The organism is Streptosporangium sp. NPDC049078, from assembly GCF_040648855.1.
Taxonomy (GTDB): domain Bacteria; phylum Actinomycetota; class Actinomycetes; order Streptosporangiales; family Streptosporangiaceae; genus Streptosporangium.
Window position 1 is genome coordinate 68,898 of sequence record NZ_JBEZEL010000002.1, and the last position, 24,595, is coordinate 93,492.

A 24,595-nucleotide genomic window follows, 5' to 3' on the forward strand; every position below is an offset into this window, starting at 1 on the left:
CGGGCTCTGCTCACCCCCATTACGCGACGGGAACCGGCGGATCCCAGGTGATCGGTAGCTGGGCGATGCCACCACCGAGCTTCCGTTCGCTCATCCCCCCGGAGACCGGGATGTCACTGACCGGGATCGCCAGGCGCATGGTGGGCAGCCGGGGCAGAAGCCTGGCGAGTACCTCGTTGATCTCCAGCCGAGCCAGGGGGGCACCGAGGCAGTAGGTGATTCCGTGGCTGAACACCAGGTGGGGGTTGGGCGATCGGGTGACGTCGAACCGTTCCGGGTCCTCGAACACCCGGTCGTCGAACGCGGTCGAGCCGTGGTCGCACAGCACGAGGTCGCCGGCGCGGATCGTGACCCCGCCGATCTCGATGTCCTCGCTGGCGTAGCGGGGCAGTGCGGATTCGGCGAATTTGCTCATCCGCACGGCCTCCCCCACCGCGCCGGGCAGCAGTTCCGGGTCATCGAGCACCAGCTTGTGCTGGTCCGGGTTCATGGCGAACAGCGCGATCGCCGCGCTGATGCTGTGCGGAGTCACCTGGTACGACATGGTGACAAAAGCCAGCAACGCACCGACGAAGTCGTTGGGGAGTCCGGATTGGCACAGCGCCGAGGCCAGATCGTCGCCCGGTTGCGCGCGTTTGCGCTTGGCAACCTCGCTCAGGTATCTGAACAGCTCCTGCGCCTGGCCCAGTCCCGCCCCCACCCTGCTGACCCGGTCGAGCACCACCTGGTATTCCGCTGGATCCGCTATGCCGAGCAGATCGCACAGGATCTGATAGGAGAACGGCAGCGAGAACTCGGTGTGGATGTCTATCGGCGGCTGCTTGGCGAGTACGGCGTCGAGATACTCGTCGACCACGGCGCCGACGCGCGGCCGCATGCCGGCTATGCGCTTGGCCGAGAAATACGGGGTGAGATTCGACCGGAGGGCCTGATGCGCACGATGCGCCTCAGCCGGATCCTGGTTCGACACGACCAGGTCCAGCATCGGGCTGTCCAGGTACCGTGCTCTGTTCGGCGGGTCCGGGTGGGTGGTCCCGAGTCGGTCGTCGAGCAGGAGTTGCTTGAGTTCGGCGAGCCGGGTCACCAGCCACGCTTCATCGCCGACCGGGGTACGAACCCGGACGATGGGGCCGCTGTCTCGCAGTTGGCGGATCAACGGGTTCAACTGGCCTAGACATCCGGGTTCGCCCAGTGTCGGCAGTTCGCTATGGACCATCCAAGCCCCCCGAGGTTTGGTTTGAGCGCCACGCTATCGCTAGATGATCTCCTCTTTATGGCTAGGGGTTTTCTCAGATGCATCGGCAATTTTCAGGTCGCACACCATCCCGGCGTCCTGTTAATCCTGTTTCATCCCGTTAGTCCTTTTCGCGGCTCGTCAGGCGGTCTCGGAGTCGCGACAGGCGTACAGGTCGGCCAGGAGCTTGCCGCATCTCTTCCGCCTCGTCTTCAAGGGGCCGAGACGCCGTCGCCCCCAAATCTGACGCTTGGTCCACTTCGGCGACCGCCCTGGCCTCCTCGGCGCAGGCAGCAGCGGCTCCAGCCGCGCCCACTGCACACCGGTCAGGTCAAACCGCCTCGTCACCGCCAAGGTGGCCACAAGGTCTCCGGTGTTCAGGTTCTTCTTGGTCGATCACCGCAGCAGGAGATCCCGGCGACGCCTCGGCCGTCAACTCCATTGAGTGTGGCCGTATCGTGAGCGGCGAACCGCGTCGAGACTCTGCTGACAGACTCGTTCTCATGAGAATCACGCTGGTCCAGGGGGACATCACCGCGCAGCGCGTCGACGCCGTCGTCAACGCCGCCAACTCCTCGCTGCTAGGAGGCGGCGGGGTCGACGGGGCCATTCACCGGCGTGGCGGCCCCGCGATCCTCGCCGCCTGCCGCGAGTTGCGCGCCTCGCACTACGGCGAGGGACTGCCGACCGGTCAGGCCGTGGCCACCGTCGCGGGTGAGCTGCCGGCCCGCTGGGTCATCCACACCGTCGGCCCCGTCTTCTCCGCCACCGAGAACCGCTCGCATCTGCTCGCCTCCTGCTACCGCGAGTCCCTCCGGGTCGCCGACGAGCTGGGTGCCACCAGTGTCGCCTTCCCCGCGATATCCACCGGCGTCTACCGCTGGCCCGTCGACGACGCCGCCCGCATCGCGATCGGCACCGTACGTGCCGCGCCGACCCGGGTGACCGACCTGCGGCTCGTCCTGTTCACTGCCGACGCCTACGACGTCTTCGAAAGGACACTTGAGACCGAGGGGGCATGAGCGTCGAACGATCTGGCTCGACCGATCGACCCGCATGCCGTACACCTCGACCGTCTCGCGCCAATCGGCTCAGGCGGAGGTGTCCCGGTGGCGATACCGTACGAGAACGAAGACGCAGGCCAGCCCGATGACCAGTTCCAACGCGGTCGCGAGCACCAGCCCGCTCGCCGGTATCCCGTCCAGGGTGATGCCCAGCAGGCGGGACAGGCCGTAGGAGAGGTACATCACGGCACCGGCGAGCGTGGCGGTGAAGGCCAGCCGCGCGACGAACGCGCCGAGCGCGATCAGTGCGCCGGTCGCGAGCAGCGCGCCACCCCCGGCCCTGATCTCGCTGAGCAGGCCGGCGTCGCTCCCGAGCTCGATGCCGTTGGTGCCGTGGAAGGCCGCGGGCGCGAACAGCACGGCCGCGCCTATCCCGATCATCACCGCGCCGGACACGAGCAGGACGAGTCTCAGCGGTCTCGCGTGCCGCATCCTCGTCGCGTCCTGCGGGGGGTACGGCGGGCTCGTCATCTCCACGTCCCGGAGGCGGCGGCCGTACGGCAGAAGTCGGTGAAGTCGCGGGGTTCGCGGCCGAGTGCCTCGCGCACGCCGTGGGCCACCGAGGCGTTGCGCCCGTCGAACACCTCCTTGCACAGGTCCGTGAGCAGGTCCGCGTAGTCGAGCCCGGCGCTCTGCGCCACGGCGGCGTGAAACACCTCCGGTGAGACGGCGACGTACTCGACCGGCCGGTCAGCGGCCTTCGCGATCTCGGCCGCGGCCTCGTGGAAGGTGAGCGCGCGCGGCCCGGTGAGCTCGTAGAGCCGGCCGGAGTGGCGGTCGTCGGTGAGGGCGGCGACCGCGACGTCGGCGATGTCGTCGACGTCGACGAACGGCTCCGCGACCTCGCCGGCCGGCAGCGCGATCACGCCGTCGAGCACCGAGTCCCGCAGGTGGCCCTCGCTGAAGTTCTGCGAAAACCAGCTCGTGCGGATGAGCGTGTGGCTCAGACCGGACTCACCGACGATCCGCTCGCAGCGCTGCGCGTTGGCCTCGCCCCGGCCGGAAAGCAGTACCAGCCGCCGGACGCCCTCGTCGACCGCGCAGGCGGTCAGCTTCTCGATCGCGGCCGGTGCGCCGGGGGCGGCGAGGTCGGGGAAGTAGGAGATGTAGACGGATTCGGCGCCGCGCAGCGCCTGGCGCCAGGTGTCGGGCCGCTCCCAGTCGAAGGGGGGGTCGAGGTGGCGCGAGCCGCCCCTGACCGGGTGGCCGCGCTCGGCGAGCCGGTGCACGATTCGCCGGCCGGTCTTGCCGGTCGAGCCGATGACGAGGGTGACGGGGGTGACGGTGGTACCACGCATGGTCCAGATGCTCCCTTGGTTGTCGGTGAGTCCAGTTTTGTGCGGCACCCGTGGACCAACAATAGAAAAAGGTCCGCTCTCCTTTGCTGTTCGTCCAGGTTTGTGGACGGTCAATCAGGCATGATGAGATCTGTGCCAAATGTCCCCCGCCCGTTCCCCGCTCCCTCCGACCTGCTGGGCGAGAGCCTGCACCTGCTCCGGCTCACCGGCACCCTGTACTGCCGCGCCGAGCTCACCGCGCCGTGGGGGATCGAGGTGCCGGCGCTCGACGGGTTGATGGCGCTGCTGGTCGTCACCTCGGGCCACTGCCTGCTGGAGGTCGACGGAGCCGAGCCGCGCCTGCTCCGGCAGGGCAGCCTCACCCTGATCCCGCACGGCATCCCGCACCGGTTGCGCAGCGACCCGGGAGCCGACGTCGAACCGCTCTTCGACATACCGGTCGAGCAGGTCAGCGAGCGCTACGAGATCATGCGCCACGGTGGCGGCGGGGACCTCACGCACACCACCTACGGCGTCGTGCACTTCGACCATGTGGCCGCCCAGCGTCTCGTCGCGCAGCTTCCCGAGGTGCTGCACATCGACGCCTGGGACGAGGACACCGCCAACTGGCTCAGCAGCACGCTCCGGCTCATCTCCCGTGAGGCTCTCGCCCTGCGGCCGGGCGGGGAGACCGTCATCACCCGGCTCGCCGACATCCTCGTCGTCCAGGCGATCCGCTCCTGGCTCGACTCGGCGCCCGAGGCGAACCGGGGCTGGCTGGCCGCCCTGCGCGACGAGCAGGTGGGACAGGCGCTCGCGTTGCTCCACCGCGCGCCCGAACGGCAGTGGAGCGTCGCCTCGCTCGCGCGGGAGGTCGGAATGTCGCGTTCGGCCTTCTCGGCGCGGTTCACCGAGCTGGTCGGTGAGTCCGCCATGCGCTATCTCGCCCACTGGCGCATGCAGCTGGCCCGCATGCACCTTCGGCGCACGTCGGAGCCGCTCTCGGTGGTCGCCCGCCGCTTCGGTTACCAGTCCGAGGCGGCGTTCTGCCGGGCGTTCAAACGGGCCTTCGGTGTGCCGCCGGGCAACGTCCGCCAGGCGTCGGACGAGGTGATCCCGGCGGCGCGAGGGTGGGACGGTGCTCCGGCGCGTTGAGCCGCGTGGGTGGCAAGGGCGTCGGGAATTCCACGTCGGGAGCTCTGAAGCGGGAGCTCTGAGCCGGGAGTTCTAAGCTGTCCGATCGTGCGCTTCCTCCCGCTCCGTGCCGGTTCTCCGCGACCTCTCCGACACGTGACCCTGTTGTCCGCCGTGTGTCTTGCCGTCCTGCCCGCCGGAGCCGCGCAGGCCGCATCCCCCGAGTCCACGCCGGCCAAGCCGTCGAAGCAGGCCGCCACGTCCGGCTCTTCGTCTCCAGGGCGGACTGTCGCGCCCAAGACCTCGTTGCTGAAGTCCGGCAGGTTGGCGACCACCTCGTGCCCGGAGCCGCCGCTCGTCGACAGGGGCATCCCGCAGCCGGGCGAGTATCTCACCCTGGTCACGAGATGTCTGAGAACCTCGTGGGCCGCTCACTTCGCCCGCGCCGGGCTGCGGTTCCGCACGCCCACGGTCCGCATCTACTCCGAGCCCGAGCGGCGCGTCTGCGGAATAGTGTGGCCCACCGGCGCGGACGCCTTCTACTGCACGGAGCGGGCCACGCTCGTGTTCCCGCTCACCGGCCTGTGGATCGAGGACAGGATCGACCTGTACCCCTTCAAGGTGGCGGCGCACGAGTACGGCCACCACCTGCAGAGCCTCACCGGCATCAGGACGCATTTCGAAAGGCGCGTCCGCGCCGAACGCACCCGCCATTTCGAGCTCCGCCGCCGCTACGAACTCCAGGCCGACTGCCTGTCGGGGGTGTTCCTGGGCAGCGTACGAGCCTCCCTGCCCCGTACCGAGCAGGACTGGAAGGCACTGTCGGAGACGATCCGCGCCAACGGCGACGAGGGCGAGTACCGCACCCACGGCAGCGGCGCCAACCGGGTCCGCTGGTTCGAACGCGGCTACCGGGCTGTCTCCCCCGGCGCCTGCGACACCTGGACCGCCACACCGTCCCGGGTGTCCTGACCCGCGAACCCCGGCCGACGCGGCGCGGGGAGGGCTTCGGCTCCAGCCGGCCGCCCGTGTCGCCGGGAACCTCAGGGGTTCGGGCCGGCGCGGTGCCTGCCCACGGGGGCGACCCGGCGATCGGCGTACCTGTCCATGGGAGCGACCGGCCGATCGGCGTACCCGTCCCCGGGAGCGATCGGACGGTCGGCGTACCCGTCCCCGGGAGCGATCGGACGGTCGGCGTACCCGTCCCCGGTGGCGGAGCCGTTGCGGCCCAGGCGCTCCAGCAGCGGCGACACCAGTCGCACCGCCGGCGGTGTGAACGTGAGAAGCACCGCCGTCACCACGGCCGCGGCGAGGAGCACACCGGCGAGCACGTCGTGCGGGTAGTGGACCCCCACCATCACCCGGAGCAGCGCCGCCGCCACGGCCAGCGGCAGGGTCACCGCGGCGAGGCGGGGACGGAGCAGGGCCAGTCCGACCGCGAGTCCGGCGGCGAGGGTGGCGTGGTTGCTCGGAAACGACCAGTCCCCCACGCCGGGGCACTCCGCGATCGCCGCCGCGGCTCCCGGCACCACCCGGCAGGGGCGTTCCTCGACCACCATCAGCTTCACCGTCTCGCTGATCGCGTAGGCGGTGACGGTGCCCACACCGATCATGACGGTTCCCGCGACACCGCGCGCGTCGCCCCGGCGCAGGGCGGTCCACCACACCCAGACGAGGATCAGGCCGAGGATGACGAGGGTGCCCTCGCTGGCTATCTCCATCGCCGTACTCGCCCAGGTGGGCACGTTCGCCATCGCCTCGGTCACCGATCGGTAGCCGGAGGCCGAGGCGCCTTCCACGACCTTCGCCGGACCGGTTCCTTCCGTTCCCTCCGGCGAAAGCCAGGCGACGGCCCCGGCTCCCAGGCCCAGTGACGCGGTCGAGCCGAGCAGCCGGTTGCGGAGATTGTTCCCACCGTCAGTCTTCATAGCGGATGATCATAAGAAGGAACGTGGCATAACGTCTAAATGAACAGTATTTGACTTCACGATGAAGGCCGGTCGTCATTCGCGGCCAGGTGTCGGGAGCCACTCCCCGGCTCTCGGCGCGTTCCGCGATCGGCCGCCGTACGCCGTCGGCCCGACCCGACCTCGCCACAGCCTCACATCGTCCCGTCCCGTCCCGTCCTCGCCCCGACCCGACCTCGCCTCCGCCTCACGTCGTCCCGCCCTCGTCCCGCCCTGACCTCGTCTCCGCCTCACGTCGTCCCGCCACGGCCTCGCCTCCGCCGGCGGGTCGAACCCTGCCGAGACGCGGTAGCCGCTGCCGTCCGCCGGGTGACGGATCCGCGCTCCGCCGTACGACGGACGCGGTCGGCCCGTACCCCGCACGAAAATGGAGGGGTGGACGGCCTGGGTAGCATGCTGTGCATGTCTGGCACGACGACCGGTCTCGCGAGGATCAGGCTGGTCATCGCGGACGACCAGGCCATGATCCGCACCGGGCTGCGGTTCGTCGTGGAGGCCGCGACGGACATCGAGGTCGTCGGGGAGGCGGGCGACGGGCTGGAAGCCCTCTCCGTGACCCGGCGGCTACGACCGGACGTGCTGCTGATGGACATCGCGATGCCCCGAATGGACGGTCTGAGCGCCGCCCGGCGACTGCTCGCGGACCCGCATCCGCCCCGGATCGTCATGCTGACCACCTTCGACACCGACGAGAACCTGCATGCCTCGCTCCGCGCCGGAGTGAACGGCTTCCTGCTCAAGTCCTCGCCCCCCGAGCAGCTCATCGAGGCGATACGGGTGGCGGCGGCCGGCGAGGCGCTCATCGACCCGGCGGCCGCCATGCGGGTCATCGCCTCGTTCGCCGCGCACCACGAGCCGGTCGCACCGCCGGAGCTGGCCACGCTCACCCCGCGCGAACTGGAGGTGCTGCGCCTGCTCTCCCGAGGACTGTCCAACCCTGAGATCGCACGGGAGTGCCAGGTCGGTGACGCGACCATCAGAACCCACGTCGCCCGGGTGCTGCACAAGCTCGGCCTGCGCGACCGGATCCAGGCCGTCGTGTTCGCCTACGAGGCCGGGGTCGTGCGGCCGGGACAGCAGGACCGCCCGTGCTGAGGAGACTGCTCGGCGACTGGCGGCCTACCTGGCTGGATCTCCTGCTCTCCCTCGCCGTGGTGATCACCGGCCTCGCCGAGTCCTTCGGCCGTCAGGGCTCCCAGCCCGGCCAGATCAGCGACCCGGTGCCGCTGGCGGTGGGGGCGGTCGTCACCGGGACGCTACTGCTGCTCCGGCGCAGGTTCCCCACGACCCTGCTCATCGCGCTCATCTCGATCGGCCTCACCATACGGACGGTGGCGGGTGACGGCTACTACGCCGCCTGGCACTTCTACTCGACGCTCATCCTCGTCCACACCGTGGCGAGCGCCGCGGAGCTGCGCAGCCGCCGCGGGCTCGCGGGACTGGCGTGCGTACTGGTGGCGTACGCGAGCCTGCAGACGTTCCAGCGCAACGACATCGCCGAATTCATGATCAGCGCCGTCTTCATCGGGGTGGCGTACGGGAGCGGCATCCTGTTGCGCCGCCAGATCGACCGGACGTTGCGGCTGGCGGAACGCGCCGTTCGCCTTGAGGTGGAACGGGAGGAGCGGGCCCGGCAGGCGGTGGCGGAGGAGCGGACCCGGATCGCGAGGGAGCTGCACGACGTCGTCTCGCACAACGTGAGCGTGATGACCCTGCACACGGGCGGGGTGCGGATGCGACTCGGCGAGGAGCACCGGCGGGAGCGTGACATGCTGCTCGGGGTCGAGAAGGCGGGTCGCGAGGCGATCGAGGAGCTCCAGCTCATGCTGGGAGTGCTCCGCGGGAGCGGCGATCCGAACCCCGGCGCCTCCCAGCCGAGCCTGGAGCGGCTGGACGAGCTGGTCGCGCAGGTCAGGGAGGCCGGGTTGGACGTACGCCTCCGGATCACCGGCGAGCCGCGTCCCCTGCCGCCGGGACTCGCACTCTCCGCCTACCGGGTGATCCAGGAGGCTCTGACGAACGTGCTGAAGCACTCCCCCGCCGCCGCTGCCGAGGTCGTCGTCGCCCACGGGCCGACCGGGCTGGATCTGGAGATCACCGACGACGGCACGGGCGACGGCACTTTCCCGGCCGACGTGCCCGACTCGGACGCACAGCAGTCGAACGCACAACATTCGGAGGGACAGCGCTCGGACGCACAGCGCTCGGACGCACAGCGCTCGGACGGACAGCGCTCGGACGGACGGTACTCCGGTGGGCACGGTCTGATCGGGATGCGTGAGCGGACCGCGATGCACGGCGGCGAGTTGTCCGCGGGCCCCCTGCCCGGTGGCGGTTACCGGGTGGTCGCCCGGTTTCCGCTGGACGCCTCGGTGGCGACCGGCTGAGCCGTTTCCTGCCCGGCCCACTCCGCGTCGCTCATCCGCAGCATCCGCAGCCCGATCGCGCCGGAACCGGCCAGGTAGAGCAGGCCGCCCACGGCCGTGCCGATCGGGAAGACCGGGGCACCGAAGATACCCACGATGATCGCGAAAGGGGCCCACCACGGCCCGTGACCGGCGTAGGCCAGGACCAGGCCAAGCAGGAACAGGCCGAGCAGCCCGAGGAATCCCGGGATCTGGAACCCGAAGGTGGCGCCGGGGTCGGAGAACGCCTGTTCGGCGAGCTTCGCGCCCTCGGCGGGCGGCAGGGCGCGTTCGAGCCGGGAGTAGAAGAAGTCCCCGAGCATCAGCCCGGAGAAGTTCACCACGCCGAGGAGCGCGAGACCACCGGCGAGATGGCCGAAGACGACTCCCCTGTGCCGGATGAGGTGGATCATCCCGATGATTCCCGGGATCAGCAGCACCCAGCTCCAGTGCAGCAGCGAGGCGCTGACCGAGACCTGTTCCGGATACCTGCCGTAGACGCCGGTGGTGTCACCGCCCTGCCGCAGGGCCGGGTCGGCGACGACGCCCGCGATGTAGATGAGCGGCGCGACGATGAGGCACACCCCTGCGGCCCATCTGCGGAAGCCGAGTGGATTGGAGAGCGACGGCATGAGATCTTCCCTTGCGTTCCGGCCCGCACCTGGACCGGCGGGGCGAGGACGGGAACGCTAGGCAACGACACGGCGCGCGTCGTCCTCCTCATGGTCTATCGCCACTCCGCCGTCCGGCGGACCGCCGTAATCGGTTTGACTCTCCAGTGACTGGAGGGTTGATGCTGCTGTGGTGAACGACCGCGACCAACTGCTCACCATCGGACAGCTCGCCGACTGCACGGGCCTGTCGGTGCGTACGATCCGCTTCTGGTCCGACATCGACGTCATCCCGCCGACGCGCCGGTCGGCGGGCGGTTTTCGTCTGTACGACATGGAGGCGGTGGCCCGGCTTGACCTGGTGCGAACGCTGCGCGAACTGGGGCTGGACCTCGACACCGTTCAGAAGGTCCTGACCAGGCAGTGCACGGTGGCCGACGTCGCGCGGGCGCACATGCGGGCGGTGGACACCCAGATCCGCTCCCTGCGGTTGCGCCGGGCGGTGCTGCGGTCGATCACCCAACAGGAGCGCACGACCGAGGAGATGGTACTCATGCACAGGTTGATCCGCCTGTCCGCTCAGGAGCGGCAGCGAATGATCGACGACTTCGTCGACCGTACGTTCGACGGCATCGACCCGCAGGCGCCGGGGGCTCACATCGCGGCCTCGATGCGCCAGGTTCCCGCGGAGCTGCCGGACGATCCCACCCCGGAGCAGGTCGAGGCGTGGCTGGAGCTCGCCGAACTCCTGGGCGACGCCGGCTTCCAGGAGCGCGCACGACAGATGGCGGTGGCCGGTGCCACAGCATCCGGCGACGAGGTGCCGCAGCCGTACGACCCCGCCCTCGTCTTTGAGCACGCGGGGAGAGCGGTGGCCGCCGGCATCGGCCCCGAGTCTGCCGAGGGCAGGGCGATCCTGGATCTGATCGTGGATCCGGGGCTGCCCGCCGCGGACCGCGCCCGGTTGGCCGACCAGGTGGAGACGTTCACCGACCGCCGGGTGGAGCGGTACTGGCAGCTCGTGGGTGTGCTGAACGGCAGGCCGCCGTTTCCGCCCAGGGTTCCCGACTTCGAATGGTTCATCGCCGCGTTGCGCGCGTCCTGATCCGCGGCCGCCCTCGGAGACAGGCTCCGAGGGCGGCCGGCACCGTCCGGAGGTGAGGGTCCCCGGCTTCCGACCCCGGGCCGGTTCGCCGTCGTGGTCGTCAGTACGGCTTCGCGGTGGACCGCCACGAGAGGAAGAACCTCGTCTTCGTCGTTGACGACGTTCACCGCTCTCCCATAACATCGTCTCTACTAGAGACGATGTTCGGCGCATCCCGTGGACGTGGGGCTTCGCCTCGGGCGAGGCGGCGAGTGGTAGTAATGAGACCCGTAAAGGAGGCCGGACAGACAAGTTGGTGCACCATGACCGAGCATTTCCTCGGCGTTCTCGGCATCGGCGAGGCGCTGGGGGTGAGCCGACACGCGGTGCACAAATGGCGCTCCCGCTATCCGAGCGGTTCGAGCCACCCCTTTCCGGAGCCCGACGTCGAGGTCGACGGGGCTCCCGGCTGGCGGACCGACCGGCTGGAGGAGATCACGCGGTGGCGTGACGGCCTGCCGGGCCGCGGCGCGGGCGGAGGCCGCCCCTCAGCGGCACGCCAGGAGTATCTGAGGGCGGCGACGGCACGCGGCCTGGATCGGGACGAGGCGATGCGCGCGCTCGTCACGTTCACCGAAGAGTTCCCCGAGATGACCGAGCCGGAGATCTGTGCCTGGCTCATCGAGAAATGGCGCCGGTAGCACTTTACGGCGACACACCCCAAACGAGACGAGAGGCGATGACGCATGCCCGAAATCGGCGGGAGCACCGCACCGGGATTCGAAGGGGTGCGCGAGGCGTTCGCGGCCAACCTGGCCGGTGGGCAGGAGGTGGGCGCCGCGGTCGGCGTCTACCTGCACGGCAGGAAGGTCGTGGACCTGTGGGGCGGGATCGCCGATCCCGAGACCGGCCGCCCCTGGGAGCGCGACACCGTGCAGGTCGTGTTCTCCACCACCAAGGGCGTCACCGCCGCCTGCGCGCACCTGCTCGCCCAGCGGGGCGAACTGGACCTCGACGCACCCGTCGCCGCGTACTGGCCGGAGTTCGCGGCGAACGGCAAGGAGCGCGTCCCGGTCCGCTGGCTGCTCACCCACCAGGCGGGACTGCCCGTGATCGACCACCCGATCACCCCGGCCGAGGCGATCGCCTGGGACCCGATGGTGACCGCCCTGGCCGCCCAGCGCCCCTCCTGGGAGCCGGGCACCGCGCACGGCTACCACGCGCACACCTACGGCTGGCTGGTCGGGGAGGTCGTCCGACGGGTGACCGGCCGCAGCCTCGGCACGTTCCTCGCCGAGGAGATCGCCGCACCGCTCGGCCTGGACCTGTGGATCGGGCTGCCGGGAACCGAGTCGCACCGGGTCAGCCGGATCGTCGCCGACCCGATCGATCTGGACGCGTTCACCCGGATCGACCTGGACGCCCTTCCCGGGCCCGCACGCGAGGTGATGGCTGCGTACGCGGACCCCACGTCGCTGACCAGGCGGGCGATGTCCGTCATCACGCCGCTGCCGGACCACGACGACCCCGCCGAGCAGGCCGCCGAGATGCCCTCGACCAACGGCATCTGCACGGCCCGCTCGCTCGCCCGTTTCTACGCCGCGCTCATCGGCGAGGTCGACGGACATCGTGTCCTCACGCCCGACACCCTGGCCGCGGCGACCGCGGAACAGGTCGCCGGCATCGACCGGGTCCTGCGAGTGCCCGTCCGGATCGGCACCGGTTTCGGCCTGCCGACGCCGGACGCCTTCTGGTACAGCCCGACCGCCTTCGGGTTTCCCGGCTACGGGGGATCGCTCGGCTTCGCCGACCCGGCGAACGGCCTCGCCTTCGGTTACGTGATGAACCGTCTCCAGGAAGGCGTACCGGACCACAGAGCCGCCACCCTCCTCGGCGCGGTCCACGACGCACTCGAACTCCGGGCCCGGTAGGCCCCGCTCACCGTCCCGCGACGGCCCTCCGGCGGTGACCCGCAGGCGCCGAATCGGTTTCCCGGTCACGAAGCGGCTCGTCATGCCGTTCGGAGACCTCGCCCCGAAACCCCCGGGGCCGATGAACAACGGCTCCCTTCGTACGGTTTCGGGAGTCGATACCGGTTCGCTCGGTGATCGCGGATCATCGCTAGATTGATCTCCGGTCAACCTCACCTCCCGACAGACCTGACACCAGGTCGTGCACCGGCATCAGCCGAAGGAAGGAAGATCCGCCATGCCCACCGTGACAGTGCAGATTCCCACCGCGGACGGCCATGCCGACGCCGTGGCCGCCTTCCCCGACGACGGCGAACGGCATCCGGGCGTGCTGATGTACACGGACATCTTCGGCGTGCGGCCCGTGCTGAGAGAGATGGCCCGCGAACTGGCCGACCACGGGTACTACGTGCTCGTCCCCAACCTCTACTACCGGCACGGCCCGGCACCGGTGGTCGAACTTCCGGAGCACATCAGCAAGGAGGTCCGGCCCGCGCTCTTCGCCCAGCTGCTGCCTCTCGCCCAGGCGCACACCACCGAATGTGTCCTGCGCGACGCCGACGCCTACCTCGAGTTCCTCACCACCCGGCCGGAGGTCGGTGCCGGACCGGTCGCCGTGGTCGGCTACTGCATGGGCGCCGTCCTGGCGATGCGCACCGCGGCGGCCCACCCCGGCCAGGTCGCCGCCTTCGCCGGATTCCACCCCAGCCCGCTGGTGACCGACGCGCCCGACAGCCCGCACCTCCTCGTCCCCGAACTCACCGCCCAGGTCCACCTCGGCCTCGCGGAAACCGACATGTCGCCCGAGGCCATCGGCGAGCTCAACCAGGCCATGGATGCCGCGGGACTCACCTACACCACCGAGGTCTACCCCGGCGCCCTCCACGGCTTCACCATGTCCGACACCGATGTCTTCGACCCCGCCGCGCTGCGGCGCCACTGGGACCGCCTGCTCCCCCTCCTCGGCCGCACCCTGGCCGGCGGCTGAGACTCCGGCTCGGAGACCGCGCCTGACATACGCCCGGAGTCCCCGGCTCGCCCGCCGGCGGCCGGGACCCGGTGATCGCGGTCACCGGGATTCCCTCAGGGAACGAGGATGATCTTGCCGCGGGTACGGCCGGACTCGGCGTCGCGGTGCACCGCGGCCAGGTCGGCGAGCGGGCGCGTCTCGGAGATGTCGAGACGGACGACGCCCGCGTCGACGAGCTTGACCAGGGCTGCGAGGTCGCCCGTGTCGTTGCGGGCCACGAAGTGCGTCGCGGTCACCGGGGAGTCCGCGGGGAGCCTGAGCGGAACGGTGACGGACACGACGAGACCGCCCGGCCGGACCAGCGGCACCAGTGGCCTCGCGCCGGCCGCGACGATGTGCAGGACCACATCCACCGGTTCGTCCAGCGCTTCGGCGACGGGCGTGGCCGTGTAGTCGACGATCCGGTCCGCGCCGAGGCGGCGGACCGTCTCCGCGCTGCGAGGACCGGCCGTGGCGATGACGTACGCCCCGGCGTGCTTGGCGAGCTGGACGGCGAACCCTCCGACGCCGCCGCCCGCGCCGTTGACGAGCACCCGCTGCCCGGAGGTGACGGCCGCGTGCTCGAACACCGCCTGCCACGCGGTGAGACCCGCGATGGGGAGGGCGGCGGCGTGCGCGAGAGGGACACCGGTCGGCGGCGTGACCAGGGTGTCCGCGGCGGCGGTGACGTACTCGGCCGCGGCGCCTCCGCCGTCGACCCTGCCGACGACCCGGTCGCCGACGGCGAGGGTACGCACGCCGTCGCCGACCTCGGCGACCGTACCGGCGACGTCCCCGCCGAGCGTGTACGGCAGGTCGAGCGAGAAGACCGAGCGCAGGAGCCCCCGGCGCAGGCCGATGTCGGACGGGTTGAAGGAGGTCGCGGCGACGTCGATCAGCACCTCCCCCGGGCCGGGCACCGGCCTGAGGATGTCGTCGCGGCGGACGACGGAGGCGTCACCGTACTCGTGGATTCGGATGGCTTTCACACAGTCGAAGCTACGGGCAGCCGACGAGACGAACCATGTTCGGTGATCCCTTATTCATAATCGATCGTCTTCGCGGGGATATCCTCGCCGGATGGACGTGCTCAGCGACGTGATCGCGGTCATGCGGACCGGACAGCCGCGCTCGGCCCGGGTGGCCTGGCACGCCCCCTGGGCGCAGCGGTTCGCCCCCATCCCCGGGGCCATCGGCCTGCAGGTGATCCTTCAGGGACCGTGCTGGCTCATCGGGCCGGACGGCGACGCCGTGCAGCTGGTCGCCGGGGATGTGGTGTTCCGGCCCCACGGGCGCGGGCACACGCTGGCCGACAGCCCGTCGACCTCGCCGGTCGCGCCCGCCTGCGACCCGGGCGATCCCCGCCTCCTCCAGCGCTACGTCACCGACACCGTCGGCGCCCCCGACAGCACCTCCGGCAGCGCCCCCGGCGCCCCCGGCGGCACCGGCGGCGCCGGCGCTCCGGCCGCCGTGACGCTCTGCGGCGGGTATCACCTCGACCCGGCCCGCACCCATCCGCTGCTGAACGATCTTCCCGAGCTCATCCACCTTCCCGCGCACCTCGGACGACACCCCGAACTGCGCTCCACCGTCGACCTGCTCGCGGGCGAGGTGGCAGGCCCCCGCCTCGGTACGGACGCCATCGTGCCCGCGTTGCTCGACACGCTGCTGCTGCACATCCTGCGGGCCTGGCTCGACCGGCGGCCGGTGCCGGGGACCACCGGCTGGGCGGCGGCGCTCAACGACCCGGCCACCACCGCCGCGCTGCAGGCCATGCACAGCGACCCGGCCCGGCCGTGGACCGTCGCGACGCTCGCCGCCGAGGCGGGGCTGTCCCGGGCGCCGTTCGCCCGCCGCTTCACCGCCCTGGTCGGCCGGCCGCCGCTGACCTACCTGACCTGGTGGCGGATGACCGTCGCCGCGCGGCTCCTGCGCGAATCCGACGCCCCGCTGCACTCCGTCGCGACCAGGGTCGGCTACACCTCGGAGTTCGCCTTCGCCAACGCGTTCAAACGCCAGTGCGGCACCGCCCCCGGCAGATACCGCCGCAGCGGGTAGAACAACGTCATGGTGCCCCGAGACCACGAACTCCTGCAAGCCGCCCGACGCGTCGCCGCCGCGATGGGCTTCACCCCCGACGAGGTCATGCGACGTGTCGTGGAGCTGGGGCGCGGCGAGCGCCTCGGCTGCTCCAGCGGCGAACTCCTGCTGCTCGCCCTCGCCCAGCTCGCGCCCGAGCGGCCGATCTCCCAGAAAGCCGGAGGGCGTGCCTCGACGGTCGAGACCGTCGAGGCACCGCGCCTCGGCGTCGCCGCCGGCGGGTCCGCCCCGACGTGGGAGGGAGACATCCGCTGATCTCCGCGCGCGACCTCCCTTGAGGCCGACGGCGCAGCGGAGATCATCCCTGGACACCGGGCGCCTCCCCCGGCCCGATCGCCTGAGACGGTTGTGATCGCCCTCCTCGGAAATACTGGGGCGATGTTCGAAGGCTTCGAGGAAACATCGGTCCAGGTCGAGGAAGCGTCCGTTCTCACCCGGTACGGCGGGGAGGGGCCGCCGGTGCTGTTGCTGCACGGTCACCCCCGGACCTCGGCGACCTGGCATCGTGTCGCGCCGCTCCTCGTCGAGCGCGGTTTCACGGTCGTCTGCCCCGACCTGCGGGGATACGGTCGCTCGCGCGGTCCGGCCCCCGCACCGGACCACTCCGGGCACTCCAAGCGCGCCGTCGCGAACGACATGGTGGCGGTGATGCGTTCTCTGGGACATGACCGGTTCGCCCTCGCCGGACACGACCGAGGGGGTGCCGTCGCGTTCCGCCTCGCCCTGGATCACCGGGACGCGGTGTCCCGGGTGGCGCTCCTGGACTGCCTGCCCATCAGCGAGCACCTGTCCCGCATCACCGTGGAGTTCGCGACGCAGTGGTGGCACTGGTTCTTCTTCGCGCAGCCGGGCACCCCGGAACGCGTCATCAACGCCGACCCCGACAGCTGGTACCACGGCGATCCGGAGAGCATGGGCAGGGAGAACCACGACGAGTTCCGTGCGGCCACCCGGAATCCCGACGTGGTGCGGGCCATGCTGGAGGACTACCGGGCCGGTCTCACCGTCGACCTGCGCGACGAGGAGGCCGACCGGGCCGCCGGTGTGCGGCTGCGGTGCCCCGCTCTGGCCCTGTGGTCGCTGCGCGACGACCTCGAAGACCTGTACGGCGATCCGCTGGAGATCTGGCGGGACTGGGCCGACGACGTACGCGGCCATGGCATCGACTCCGGCCACCACATGGCGGAAGAGGCCCCGGACGCTCTCGCCGCCGCCCTCGGTGACTTCTTCCACGGCTGACCTCGAAGGACCGGTTTCCTTCGTGACCGGCCGGTGCGGGGTCCAGAGGTCATCGCCGTCAGGGCCCGGAGGACGTCAGGGCCTGCGGGGTTCGCTGCTCTCGACACGGAGGCTCGAATCCTCGCTTTGATGGAACCGAAAATCTGTAGTGGCCGAGGTAGACATTTGCGTTGGGTGAGGCTAGAGTTCCTGACATCGCAAGGAACGGTTCCACGAGGGCAGAGCAGGACGTAGGCATCACGACGAACTGCCCGGACGAGCGTGGACATCGAAGGACGACGAAGAAAGACGGGCAGAAGGTCGGACGTGCCAGGACCGAGCGGTAGAAGGGTCCCGGCCGTGGACACGCTGCCACCGCGGTAACGAGTACCACCGTCGGACGTGCCAGGACCGAGCAGTTGAAGGGTCCCGGCCGTGGACACGCAGCCGCCGCAGCGAAGGAGTACCAGCGTCGGACGTGCTGGGACCAGCGGTAGACGAAGGGTTCCGGCCGTGGACGCGCGGCTGCGACACGTGATGCATGAGCTCGAAGAGGACAGATAACGAAAGGAGTGTTGAACGCCATCAGGATCGCCCGTCGCCGGTTGATGTTCGCCGCACGGGTACCGCAGTCCCACAGATTGGAAGGTGGTCTACGGTCACGCATACGCGATCCCCGCATCCCCGCCCCCTGCGGGCGGCCAATGCGGAAGAAACAGGTTGGCCTCAGGGCCGATAGATGGTGTTGAACCTCGTGGGTCCCGGCGCATCATGGCGCCGGGACCCCTGTTGGCGTTACAGGAAGGTTGTATGGATCGAACACCGATGACGTCGGCCGTACGCGCGGAGCCCAGACTTCGCGACACCGCCGATAAGGCTGAAACGGCTGGTAAGGCCGACACCGCGGACAGGGCCGACGAGCTCCCCGCCACACCGGGCGAGGTCTCCGCTCGCCGGTTCGACGACGAGGACTATCCCGCCTACAGCATGGGCCGGGCCGCCGAGATGCTCGGCGTCACCCCGGCGTTCCTGCGCAGCCTGGGCACCGCCAGACTGATCGAGCCGCAGCGCTCCGAGGGCGGCCATCGCCGCTACTCCCGCTACCAGCTCCGTCTGGCCGGCCGCGCCCGCGAACTGGTCGACCAGGGCACCGCCCTGGAGGCCGCCTGCCGCATCATCATCCTGGAAGACCAGCTCGCCGAGGCCCTGCGCATCAACGCCGAACTCCGGCAGGCCCGTGACCGGCAACAGCCCGACAGCGCGGACCGCCGCTCGGCGTGAGGCCGGCGATCCGCGGCACGAAAAGACGAGCCAGACGAGTCAAGGGGCGACTCCCGGTCGCCCCGCCTCCGGCTGGAGATCGATCTGGTAGAGGATGAAACCCCTGTTCACCGCGACCTTGTCGTAGAGCCGCCGGGCCTCGGTGTCGGTCTCCTTGGTCGACCAGTAGACCCGGCTGCAGTCGCGGGCGCTCGCCCACTCGGTCACCGCCCCGATCAGCGCCCGCCCCGCCCCCTCGTCCCTGGCCTGCGGCGCGGTGAACAGGTCCTGGAGATGGCACACGTCCAGCGCCGTGGTGCTCGAGTGGATGAGGAAGTGCGCGACGCCGACCAGCTCGCCGTCGAGCTTCGCGCCGAGGGCGTGCATACGAACACCCTCCCGGAACTCGTCCCAGGCCCGGTCGTACAGCTGGGGCGGGAGGGTGCGCCCGTAGAAGTCGTTGTGACCGCGGAAGAGGGTTTCCCAGCGGGGACGGTCCGCGGGGGTGAGCTTGCCGATCCTGAGCATGTGATGTCCTTCAGGCGAGGGTCGGGAGTTCAAACTCCGTATCCCCCGTGAGGACCGTCCCGAACGTTGAACGGGTGTCGCTTCCCGACAACCGGTGGGAACCGTCCCCACCGTTGACCAGGTATGCCTTCCCGGCAGCACGCGGGAACCCTCCCTAACGTTGACCGGCTGTCGCTTCCCGACAGCGCGTGGAAACCGTCCCCGCCATTGACGCAGGTGTCGCTGCCCGACAACCGGTCACCGCTTCTCACTGCCTGCCCGACAATCTGCCACCGCCTTCCTCCTTGCTCGGCCCCGTCCTTACCGAGCCCCCCACCGCCTTCCTCCCCCGCCTGGCGGCGTGGTATCAATTAAATGACCGGATACAGATATGTGGTCAAACTTTCAGGAAATGACGGGGGCCATGAAACCGGAGACCAGAAGGGTGGGGCGACCTCCGCAGGACGCCTCCCAGCGGCTCGCGCGGGCGCACCGCATCCTGGACGCCACCGCCGACCTCGTCCTGCGCTGGGGGTACGACAAGACCACCGTCGAGGACATCGCCAAGCGGGCCGGGGTCGCCAAGGGCACGATCTACCTGCACTGGAAGACGCGCGAGGAGCTGTTCGTCGCACTGCTGCGCCGTGAGCGGGTCGAGATGGTCACCGAGGTGCGACGGCATGTCGCAGACGGCCCGGCCACGCTTCGCGACCTGCTCAGGCTGCTCGTCCTGGAACTCCTCGGCAGGCCCCTGATGCGCGCGAGCATCCTGGGCGACTCGGAGGTGCTGGGCAGACTCACCCGCCAGAAGTGGGACGGCACGGCCGAGGCGGAACTGGGCGGCGGTTTTCAGACCTACCTCGGCACGCTGCTGAAACACGGCGCGCTACGGAGCGACCTGTCGCCCGCCGAACACGTGACCACGTTCGTCTCCGTCCTGTACGGGTTCCTGACCGTCTCGCCGATGATGCCCGCCGGGTACCGGCCGTCCGACGAGCGGCTGGCGGAGCTGGTCGCCGATGCCGGCGGCAACGCGATGGAGGCCACCGTCCCCGCCACCGTCACCCTCTCCCCCACCGCCACCGATCCCGCCGCCGCCGTCACCCAGGCGGTGACGCGAGCCACCCTGGAGTACGTCGACGCCGCCCTGGAGGTCGCGCGGCGGAAACTTCGCGTCTCCCTCGGCTTCGAGGAGACCGACCAGTTCGAGGAGCACGAGGAAAACAAGGAGAACGCGCGGTGAAGACCCTCCCCCTTGACAGCGAAACGGCCGATCTCGCGCTGGCGGGCGGCAAGGGAGCCTCGCTGGCCCGGATGGCCCGCGCGGGACTCCCGGTTCCCGACGGCTTCCACGTCACCACGGACGCCTACCGCGACTTCGTCTCCCGCGACGGGCTGAACAACCAGATCATGGAGGCCGTCTCGGGTATGCCCCCCGAACAGGCGTCGCGGCGGATAGCGGCGCTGTTCACCGAGCGGGAGATCCCGGCGGAGACCGCCGCCGAGATCCGCGCGGCCCACGCGAGGCTCGGCGCGGACGTGCCGGTCGCCGTACGCTCGTCGGCCACCGCGGAGGACCTGCCCGACATGTCGTTCGCCGGGCAGCAGGACACCTACCTCAACGTCCGGGGCGACGGCCTGCTGGACGCGGTCCGACGCTGCTGGGCCTCGCTGTGGACGGCGCGCGCCATCGCCTACCGGGCCTCGAACGGCGTACCCCAGGACGACGTGGCGCTGGCGGTGGTGGTCCAGGAACTGGTGGCCGCCGACGCGGCGGGCATCCTGTTCACCGCGAACCCGGTCACCGGCGCGCGGGACCAGGTCGTGATCAACGCCTCGTGGGGACTGGGCGAGGCCGTCGTCGGGGGGCAGGTGACCCCCGACACCGTCGTCGTCTCCAAGGAGCGCGGCGAGATCGTCGAGGAGCGCGTCGGCGACAAGACCGTGATGACGGTCCGCACCCCCGGCGGCACCCGCGAGGAGGCCGTACCCGAGAACCTGCGCCACCGGCCCGTGCTCGCCCACGCCGAGGTCACCCGGCTCGCGCGGCTCGCGACGCGGATCGAGGAGTTGTACGGGACGCCCATGGACGTGGAGTGGGTGAGGCGCGAGGAGACGTTCCTCGTCGTGCAGGCCCGCCCGATCACCCGGCTCAGGCAGCCCGTCGAGGAGTGGAACGACAGCCTGACCGGCGACTACCTGTGGACCGGCGCCAACCTCGGCGAGGCCATCCCCGACGTGATGACGCCGTGCACCTGGTCACTCGTCCAGATCTTCATCGGGGAGGCGATGTCGACGTCGAAGGTGCCCGGCTTCGACGTGGTCGGCAACATCGGCGGACGCTTCTACATGAACCTGAGCGTCGCGTTCTCGGTGGCGCACGCCCTGGGCATGCGGAGAAGGCTCGGCGCGATCGAGCAGGTCTTCGGCAGGCTCCCGCGCGACCTGGACGTACCGTTGCTGCCCGCCTCGCGCCTGCGGATCATCAGAAGCGTGCTGCCGCTCGCCTTCACCCTGCGCAGGCGGGTCGCGGTCAACACCAGGAGGATGCCCGGTTTCCTCGCCACGGCGCGACGGCGCTGCGAGGCGCTGCGCGAGCGGATCGCCGCCACCGCGACGACCGGCGAGCTGGCCGGGCTGTGGGAGAGGGAGCTGCTTCCGTACTTCGTCGAGGCCTGCCAGATCCTGGAGGCCTCCGGGCGGCAGGGCGGCGCCGCGCTGGTCATGACCCGCGACAGGCTGCGCGCGCTGGTGGGTGAGATCGACGCCGAGGCCATGCTCACCGGCGCCAACGCCGACGGGGAGCTCGCCAGTCTCGGGACGATCGTCGGCCTGGAGAGGCTGGCCGCGCGGGAGATCGACAGGGAGACCTTCGCCCGCCTCTACGGGCACCGGGGCGCGCACGAGTTCGAGGTCTCCATCCCCCGGCCCGGCGAGGACCCGCGGTGGATCGACGCGCAGCTCGCGGCCATCTCCGGGAGCGACGGGCACGCCGGTACGCTGCTCGACCACCAGCGGGAGGCGCGTGAGGCGGCCTGGAGGCGTTTCGGGGAGCGCCACCCCCGCGAGGTCGCGAAAACGCGCCTGCGGGTGGCGCGGTGGAACGCGATCGTCCGTGACCGGGAATCGGCCCGCTCGGAGGTGATCCGCGCCTTCTGGGCGTTGCGTGCCTTCGTCCTGCGTGCCGGTGAGCTCACCGGCCACGGCGACGACCTGTTCTTCCTGTCGATCCAGGAGATCCTCGCCGTCCTGCGCGGCGACGACACCCCGACCGCGAAGGTGGCGGTCCGGCGGGCGACGTACGAACGGTACGCGGCCCTGCCCGCCTACCCCACGCTGATCATCGGCCGTTTCGATCCGGAACGCTGGGCCGCCGATCCCGGCCGGCGCGGCGACATCTTCGACGCCAGGGGCGGTGACACCCCGGTGAGCGACACCGTGACCGGCTTCCCCGGGGCGCCGGGCGTCGTCGAGGGCGTGGCCCGCGTCATCGCCGGTCCCGAGGACGGCGGCAGGCTCGCGCCCGGCGAGATCCTCGTGACGACGCTGACCAACATCGGCTGGACCCCGATGTTCCCCCGCGCCGCCGCCGTGGTGACCGACATGGGTGCTCCGCTGTCACACGCCTCGATCGTCGCCCGCGAGCTCGGCATCCCGGCCGTGGTCGGCACCGGCAATGCGACCATGCGTCTGCGCGACGGCGATCGGATCAGGGTCGACGGCGAGCGCGGCACGGTCGAACTCCTGGAGCGGTGATCCCCGGAACCCCGAACACGCCCGCCTCCTCGGCACCGTCCGGCCTGGCGACCCCCGGCGCCCTGAGCTGACGACCTCGGCGCCGCCCGGCCTGACGACCTCGGCATCACGGCTTGACCACCCCGCGCCCTGGCCTGACGACCTCGACACCGCCCGGCTCCACCATCTCAGCGCCGCCCGGCCTGATCACTTCGGGGTCGCCTCCGGTGTGGAATCCGGCCGCCAGGGCCCGCCGTGGTCGAGCAGTCGTTCCAACCTCTCCGCGTACGGCCGCCAGTCCAGCCCCCTGTCCGCGGCCCAGGTGTCGTCGTGGCACGTTCGCAGATGGCGCGGATCGGCGTCGCCGAGCACGGTCACCACGTCACCTCCGACACCCTGGGCGCGCATGCGTGTGACCATCTCCAGCGCACCCCACAGGTTCGTTCCGGTGGCGGGGCCGACCGGGGATCCGATGTCCCTGCGGACGCGGCGGGCCGCGGCCACACTCGCGGCGTCCGGTACGGGAACGACCAGGTCGACGAGGTCGGGGACGAACCCCGGCTCCAGGCGTGGCCGGCCGATCCCCTCGATCCGGGAGGGCATGCCCGTGCCGTAGTCGGCGGCGCCGCTCGCCCAGCCGGGGAAGTAGGCGGAGTTCTCAGGATCGACCACGGCCAGCCGTCCCGGCAGGTCATGGGTGCGCAGGTGGCGGCCGACGGCCGCGGAGGTGGCGCCGGTGCCCGCGCCGACCACGACCCAGCGCGGGCACTCCTCCAACTGCCCGAACAGCTCCTCGGCCAGGCTCCCTCCGCGCCAGTCGACGTCCGCCGCCGAGGTGTAGTGGTCCAGGTAGTGGCCGCCCACCCGCTCGGCCAGCTTCGCGGCCTCCGCGTAGATCGCGAGGGGCGGATCGACGTGCAGGCATCTCCCGCCCAGCCTTTCGACCCCCTCCCCGGACGACCTCTTCGGCATGACGGCGACATACGGCAGGCCGAGCAGCCGGGCGAAGTACGCCTGCGCGACGGCCATCGCGCCACCGGTGGCCTCCACCACGGTGGTGCCCTCCGTGACCAGGCCCGCGGTGATCGCCCGAGCGAAGAGCGCCCGCGCCAGCCGGTGCTTGAGGTTGCCCGTCGGCTGCGTGGACTCGTCCTTCAGCCACAGCCGCACCTCCCATCCGGCGGGCAGCGGGAACCGGCGCAGCGGTGTGGGAGGGGTCCGTTCCCTCTCACCGTCCAGCTTCGCGATCGCCTCCACCGCCCACGTGCCACCACTCATGACGGCAATCTAGTGCGATTCACCGGTCTGACAGTGACCGAAAAATCCGCGGGGAACGGCCGAATGCGCGGCGCTCGGGCGGGGCGAGGGTGAAGGACCCGGTGAACCAGGCGGCGAGCAGCGCGCGGTCGATCAGCGTCAGGTCGGTGCCCGCCGCGTACTCCCTGGCAGGAGCCGTGAACGTCGCGGAGGTGACGAGCACACCGCGATGACCGGGGTAGGCGTGAAGCGCGCCGAGGAGGTCACGGATCTGGGGTGAACCGACCGAGGTGCCCCAGCGCTTGCACTGGATGACGAAGCGGTCGCCGCCGGGCGCGGTCGCGACGACGTCGACACCGCCGTCACCGCTGCCGCCGACCCTGTGCACCCCGCGAAAGCCCTCTCGCCGCAACAGAGCCTCGACGAGGGCCTCGAACCGGTCACCGGTCATCCGGTCGACGATCTCGAGGCGCGCGTTGACCTCCAGCCATTCCCGCTCCCGGGCCTCGATCACCCGATGACGCAGCAGGAGTGCCCCGGCCAGAGCCACGATCAGCGCGATCGTGCCACCGATCACCAGCGGCCAGTTGGCGATGACGACGTCGACGAGCCACACCCCGACCACGACGAGGGCGATGGCCGCGACCACCCACAGGAACGGGCCGCCGTCGTCCTTGCCCCGGCGTGATCTTCGCCCGCCGGAAGCCCGCCGTCGCGCCGTCCTGGCGGGTGTCCGTCGCCGTGCCATCGTGCACCTCCGGGG

General features: G+C 70.7%; 24 protein-coding genes. 15 read left to right on the forward strand and 9 right to left on the reverse strand.

The window, feature by feature from the left end:
* Positions 1–19: 19 nt before the first annotated feature.
* Positions 20–1,216 (reverse strand): cytochrome P450, encoded by a 1,197-nt coding sequence (locus tag AB0B90_RS03190; RefSeq protein ID WP_362920475.1) that lies wholly within the window; start codon positions 1,214–1,216, stop codon positions 20–22.
* A 521-nt stretch (positions 1,217–1,737) separates the two neighbouring features.
* Between AB0B90_RS03190 and AB0B90_RS03195 the strand changes: the two genes are divergently transcribed.
* Positions 1,738–2,256: an O-acetyl-ADP-ribose deacetylase gene (locus tag AB0B90_RS03195; RefSeq protein ID WP_362920477.1), complete on the forward strand. Its 519-nt coding sequence runs from the start codon at positions 1,738–1,740 to the stop codon at positions 2,254–2,256.
* A 69-nt stretch (positions 2,257–2,325) separates the two neighbouring features.
* Here the strand turns inward: AB0B90_RS03195 and AB0B90_RS03200 are convergent, their stop codons facing one another.
* Both AB0B90_RS03200 and AB0B90_RS03205 read right to left on the reverse strand, forming a co-directional pair.
* Positions 2,326–2,769 (reverse strand): DUF4345 domain-containing protein, encoded by a 444-nt coding sequence (locus tag AB0B90_RS03200; RefSeq protein WP_350944343.1) that lies wholly within the window; start codon positions 2,767–2,769, stop codon positions 2,326–2,328.
* A complete protein-coding gene (locus tag AB0B90_RS03205; protein ID WP_362920480.1) occupies positions 2,766–3,596 on the reverse strand; it encodes an NAD(P)H-binding protein in 831 nt (276 codons plus the stop codon). Before AB0B90_RS03205 ends, AB0B90_RS03200 begins: the two co-directional genes overlap by 4 nt.
* Positions 3,597–3,728: 132 nt before the next feature.
* Here AB0B90_RS03205 and AB0B90_RS03210 point away from each other — a divergent pair, with 132 nt between their 5' ends.
* Positions 3,729–4,730 carry an AraC family transcriptional regulator gene (locus AB0B90_RS03210; RefSeq protein WP_362920482.1) on the forward strand — a complete coding sequence of 334 codons (1,002 nt, stop codon included), beginning with the start codon at positions 3,729–3,731 and terminating at the stop codon, positions 4,728–4,730.
* 135 nt (positions 4,731–4,865) lie between these two features.
* Entirely contained in the window at positions 4,866–5,681 is an 816-nt protein-coding gene (locus AB0B90_RS03215) for a neutral zinc metallopeptidase (protein ID WP_350944347.1), read from the forward strand.
* 71 nt (positions 5,682–5,752) lie between these two features.
* Here AB0B90_RS03215 and AB0B90_RS03220 read toward each other — a convergent pair whose 3' ends face one another.
* Positions 5,753–6,637: a phosphatase PAP2 family protein gene (locus AB0B90_RS03220; protein WP_362920484.1), complete on the reverse strand. Its 885-nt coding sequence runs from the start codon at positions 6,635–6,637 to the stop codon at positions 5,753–5,755.
* Between the two features lie 441 nt (positions 6,638–7,078).
* Between AB0B90_RS03220 and AB0B90_RS03225 the strand changes: the two genes are divergently transcribed.
* Entirely contained in the window at positions 7,079–7,771 is a 693-nt protein-coding gene (locus AB0B90_RS03225) for a response regulator transcription factor (protein ID WP_350944349.1), read from the forward strand.
* Positions 7,765–9,063, forward strand: coding sequence for a histidine kinase (locus AB0B90_RS03230; protein ID WP_362920486.1), 1,299 nt, complete (start codon positions 7,765–7,767; stop codon positions 9,061–9,063). Before AB0B90_RS03225 ends, AB0B90_RS03230 begins: the two co-directional genes overlap by 7 nt.
* Here the strand turns inward: AB0B90_RS03230 and AB0B90_RS03235 are convergent.
* Entirely contained in the window at positions 9,012–9,713 is a 702-nt protein-coding gene (locus AB0B90_RS03235) for a hypothetical protein (protein ID WP_350944351.1), read from the reverse strand. The two genes, AB0B90_RS03230 and AB0B90_RS03235, sit on opposite strands and share 52 nt — an antisense overlap.
* A 172-nt stretch (positions 9,714–9,885) precedes the next feature.
* On the opposite strand from AB0B90_RS03235, the gene AB0B90_RS03240 reads away from it, so the two are divergent.
* From AB0B90_RS03240 to AB0B90_RS03255, 4 genes are all read left to right on the forward strand, one after another.
* Entirely contained in the window at positions 9,886–10,797 is a 912-nt protein-coding gene (locus tag AB0B90_RS03240; protein WP_350944353.1) for a MerR family transcriptional regulator, read from the forward strand.
* A gap of 302 nt (positions 10,798–11,099) precedes the next feature.
* Positions 11,100–11,477 carry a hypothetical protein gene (locus AB0B90_RS03245; RefSeq protein WP_362920489.1) on the forward strand — a complete coding sequence of 126 codons (378 nt, stop codon included), beginning with the start codon at positions 11,100–11,102 and terminating at the stop codon, positions 11,475–11,477.
* Between the two features lie 45 nt (positions 11,478–11,522).
* Positions 11,523–12,707 (forward strand): serine hydrolase domain-containing protein, encoded by a 1,185-nt coding sequence (locus tag AB0B90_RS03250; RefSeq protein ID WP_362920491.1) that lies wholly within the window; start codon positions 11,523–11,525, stop codon positions 12,705–12,707.
* Positions 12,708–12,984: 277 nt separating this feature from the next.
* Positions 12,985–13,734 (forward strand): dienelactone hydrolase family protein, encoded by a 750-nt coding sequence (locus AB0B90_RS03255; RefSeq protein ID WP_362920493.1) that lies wholly within the window; start codon positions 12,985–12,987, stop codon positions 13,732–13,734.
* A 95-nt stretch (positions 13,735–13,829) separates the two neighbouring features.
* Here AB0B90_RS03255 and AB0B90_RS03260 read toward each other — a convergent pair whose 3' ends face one another.
* Entirely contained in the window at positions 13,830–14,744 is a 915-nt protein-coding gene (locus tag AB0B90_RS03260; RefSeq protein WP_362920495.1) for an NADP-dependent oxidoreductase, read from the reverse strand.
* Between the two features lie 91 nt (positions 14,745–14,835).
* Here AB0B90_RS03260 and AB0B90_RS03265 point away from each other — a divergent pair, with 91 nt between their 5' ends.
* The 4 genes from AB0B90_RS03265 to AB0B90_RS03280 all read left to right on the forward strand — a co-directional run bounded on the left by AB0B90_RS03265 (position 14,836) and on the right by AB0B90_RS03280 (position 18,354).
* Positions 14,836–15,813: an AraC family transcriptional regulator gene (locus tag AB0B90_RS03265; RefSeq protein WP_362920497.1), complete on the forward strand. Its 978-nt coding sequence runs from the start codon at positions 14,836–14,838 to the stop codon at positions 15,811–15,813.
* A gap of 9 nt (positions 15,814–15,822) precedes the next feature.
* A complete protein-coding gene (locus tag AB0B90_RS03270; RefSeq protein WP_350944362.1) occupies positions 15,823–16,110 on the forward strand; it encodes a hypothetical protein in 288 nt (95 codons plus the stop codon).
* 123 nt (positions 16,111–16,233) lie between these two features.
* Positions 16,234–17,094 carry an alpha/beta hydrolase gene (locus AB0B90_RS03275; protein WP_362920500.1) on the forward strand — a complete coding sequence of 287 codons (861 nt, stop codon included), beginning with the start codon at positions 16,234–16,236 and terminating at the stop codon, positions 17,092–17,094.
* A gap of 966 nt (positions 17,095–18,060) precedes the next feature.
* Positions 18,061–18,354, forward strand: coding sequence for a MerR family transcriptional regulator (locus tag AB0B90_RS03280; protein WP_350944827.1), 294 nt, complete (start codon positions 18,061–18,063; stop codon positions 18,352–18,354).
* 39 nt (positions 18,355–18,393) lie between these two features.
* Here the strand turns inward: AB0B90_RS03280 and AB0B90_RS03285 are convergent, their stop codons facing one another.
* Positions 18,394–18,861 (reverse strand): GNAT family N-acetyltransferase, encoded by a 468-nt coding sequence (locus AB0B90_RS03285; RefSeq protein ID WP_362920502.1) that lies wholly within the window; start codon positions 18,859–18,861, stop codon positions 18,394–18,396.
* Between the two features lie 391 nt (positions 18,862–19,252).
* Between AB0B90_RS03285 and AB0B90_RS03290 the strand changes: the two genes are divergently transcribed.
* Positions 19,253–20,083 carry a helix-turn-helix domain-containing protein gene (locus tag AB0B90_RS03290; RefSeq protein ID WP_362920504.1) on the forward strand — a complete coding sequence of 277 codons (831 nt, stop codon included), beginning with the start codon at positions 19,253–19,255 and terminating at the stop codon, positions 20,081–20,083.
* On the forward strand, positions 20,080–22,596 hold the full coding sequence (locus tag AB0B90_RS03295; protein WP_362920506.1) for a PEP/pyruvate-binding domain-containing protein: 2,517 nt from the start codon (positions 20,080–20,082) through the stop codon (positions 22,594–22,596). Before AB0B90_RS03290 ends, AB0B90_RS03295 begins: the two co-directional genes overlap by 4 nt.
* A 186-nt stretch (positions 22,597–22,782) precedes the next feature.
* Here the strand turns inward: AB0B90_RS03295 and AB0B90_RS03300 are convergent, their stop codons facing one another.
* Both AB0B90_RS03300 and AB0B90_RS03305 read right to left on the reverse strand, forming a co-directional pair.
* Complete coding sequence (locus AB0B90_RS03300) at positions 22,783–23,853, reverse strand: pyridoxal-phosphate dependent enzyme (protein WP_362920508.1); 1,071 nt, start codon at positions 23,851–23,853, stop codon at positions 22,783–22,785.
* Between the two features lie 19 nt (positions 23,854–23,872).
* On the reverse strand, positions 23,873–24,580 hold the full coding sequence (locus tag AB0B90_RS03305; protein ID WP_362920510.1) for a restriction endonuclease: 708 nt from the start codon (positions 24,578–24,580) through the stop codon (positions 23,873–23,875).
* Between the last annotated feature and the right edge of the window lie 15 nt (positions 24,581–24,595).

Bases quoted from the DNA above. Each gene is read 5' to 3' on its own strand.
- AB0B90_RS03190 (WP_362920475.1), bottom strand. From the start codon at position 1,216: ATGGTCCATAGCGAACTGCCGACACTGGGCGAACCCGGATGTCTAGGC.
- AB0B90_RS03195 (WP_362920477.1), top strand. From the start codon at position 1,738: ATGAGAATCACGCTGGTCCAGGGGGACATCACCGCGCAGCGCGTCGAC.
- AB0B90_RS03200 (WP_350944343.1), bottom strand. From the start codon at position 2,769: ATGACGAGCCCGCCGTACCCCCCGCAGGACGCGACGAGGATGCGGCAC.
- AB0B90_RS03205 (WP_362920480.1), bottom strand. From the start codon at position 3,596: ATGCGTGGTACCACCGTCACCCCCGTCACCCTCGTCATCGGCTCGACC.
- AB0B90_RS03220 (WP_362920484.1), bottom strand. From the start codon at position 6,637: ATGAAGACTGACGGTGGGAACAATCTCCGCAACCGGCTGCTCGGCTCG.
- AB0B90_RS03225 (WP_350944349.1), top strand. From the start codon at position 7,079: ATGTCTGGCACGACGACCGGTCTCGCGAGGATCAGGCTGGTCATCGCG.
- AB0B90_RS03235 (WP_350944351.1), bottom strand. From the start codon at position 9,713: ATGCCGTCGCTCTCCAATCCACTCGGCTTCCGCAGATGGGCCGCAGGG.
- AB0B90_RS03245 (WP_362920489.1), top strand. From the start codon at position 11,100: ATGACCGAGCATTTCCTCGGCGTTCTCGGCATCGGCGAGGCGCTGGGG.
- AB0B90_RS03250 (WP_362920491.1), top strand. From the start codon at position 11,523: ATGCCCGAAATCGGCGGGAGCACCGCACCGGGATTCGAAGGGGTGCGC.
- AB0B90_RS03255 (WP_362920493.1), top strand. From the start codon at position 12,985: ATGCCCACCGTGACAGTGCAGATTCCCACCGCGGACGGCCATGCCGAC.
- AB0B90_RS03265 (WP_362920497.1), top strand. From the start codon at position 14,836: ATGGACGTGCTCAGCGACGTGATCGCGGTCATGCGGACCGGACAGCCG.
- AB0B90_RS03270 (WP_350944362.1), top strand. From the start codon at position 15,823: ATGGTGCCCCGAGACCACGAACTCCTGCAAGCCGCCCGACGCGTCGCC.
- AB0B90_RS03275 (WP_362920500.1), top strand. From the start codon at position 16,234: ATGTTCGAAGGCTTCGAGGAAACATCGGTCCAGGTCGAGGAAGCGTCC.
- AB0B90_RS03280 (WP_350944827.1), top strand. From the start codon at position 18,061: ATGGGCCGGGCCGCCGAGATGCTCGGCGTCACCCCGGCGTTCCTGCGC.
- AB0B90_RS03285 (WP_362920502.1), bottom strand. From the start codon at position 18,861: ATGCTCAGGATCGGCAAGCTCACCCCCGCGGACCGTCCCCGCTGGGAA.
- AB0B90_RS03290 (WP_362920504.1), top strand. From the start codon at position 19,253: ATGACGGGGGCCATGAAACCGGAGACCAGAAGGGTGGGGCGACCTCCG.
- AB0B90_RS03300 (WP_362920508.1), bottom strand. From the start codon at position 23,853: ATGAGTGGTGGCACGTGGGCGGTGGAGGCGATCGCGAAGCTGGACGGT.
- AB0B90_RS03305 (WP_362920510.1), bottom strand. From the start codon at position 24,580: ATGGCACGGCGACGGACACCCGCCAGGACGGCGCGACGGCGGGCTTCC.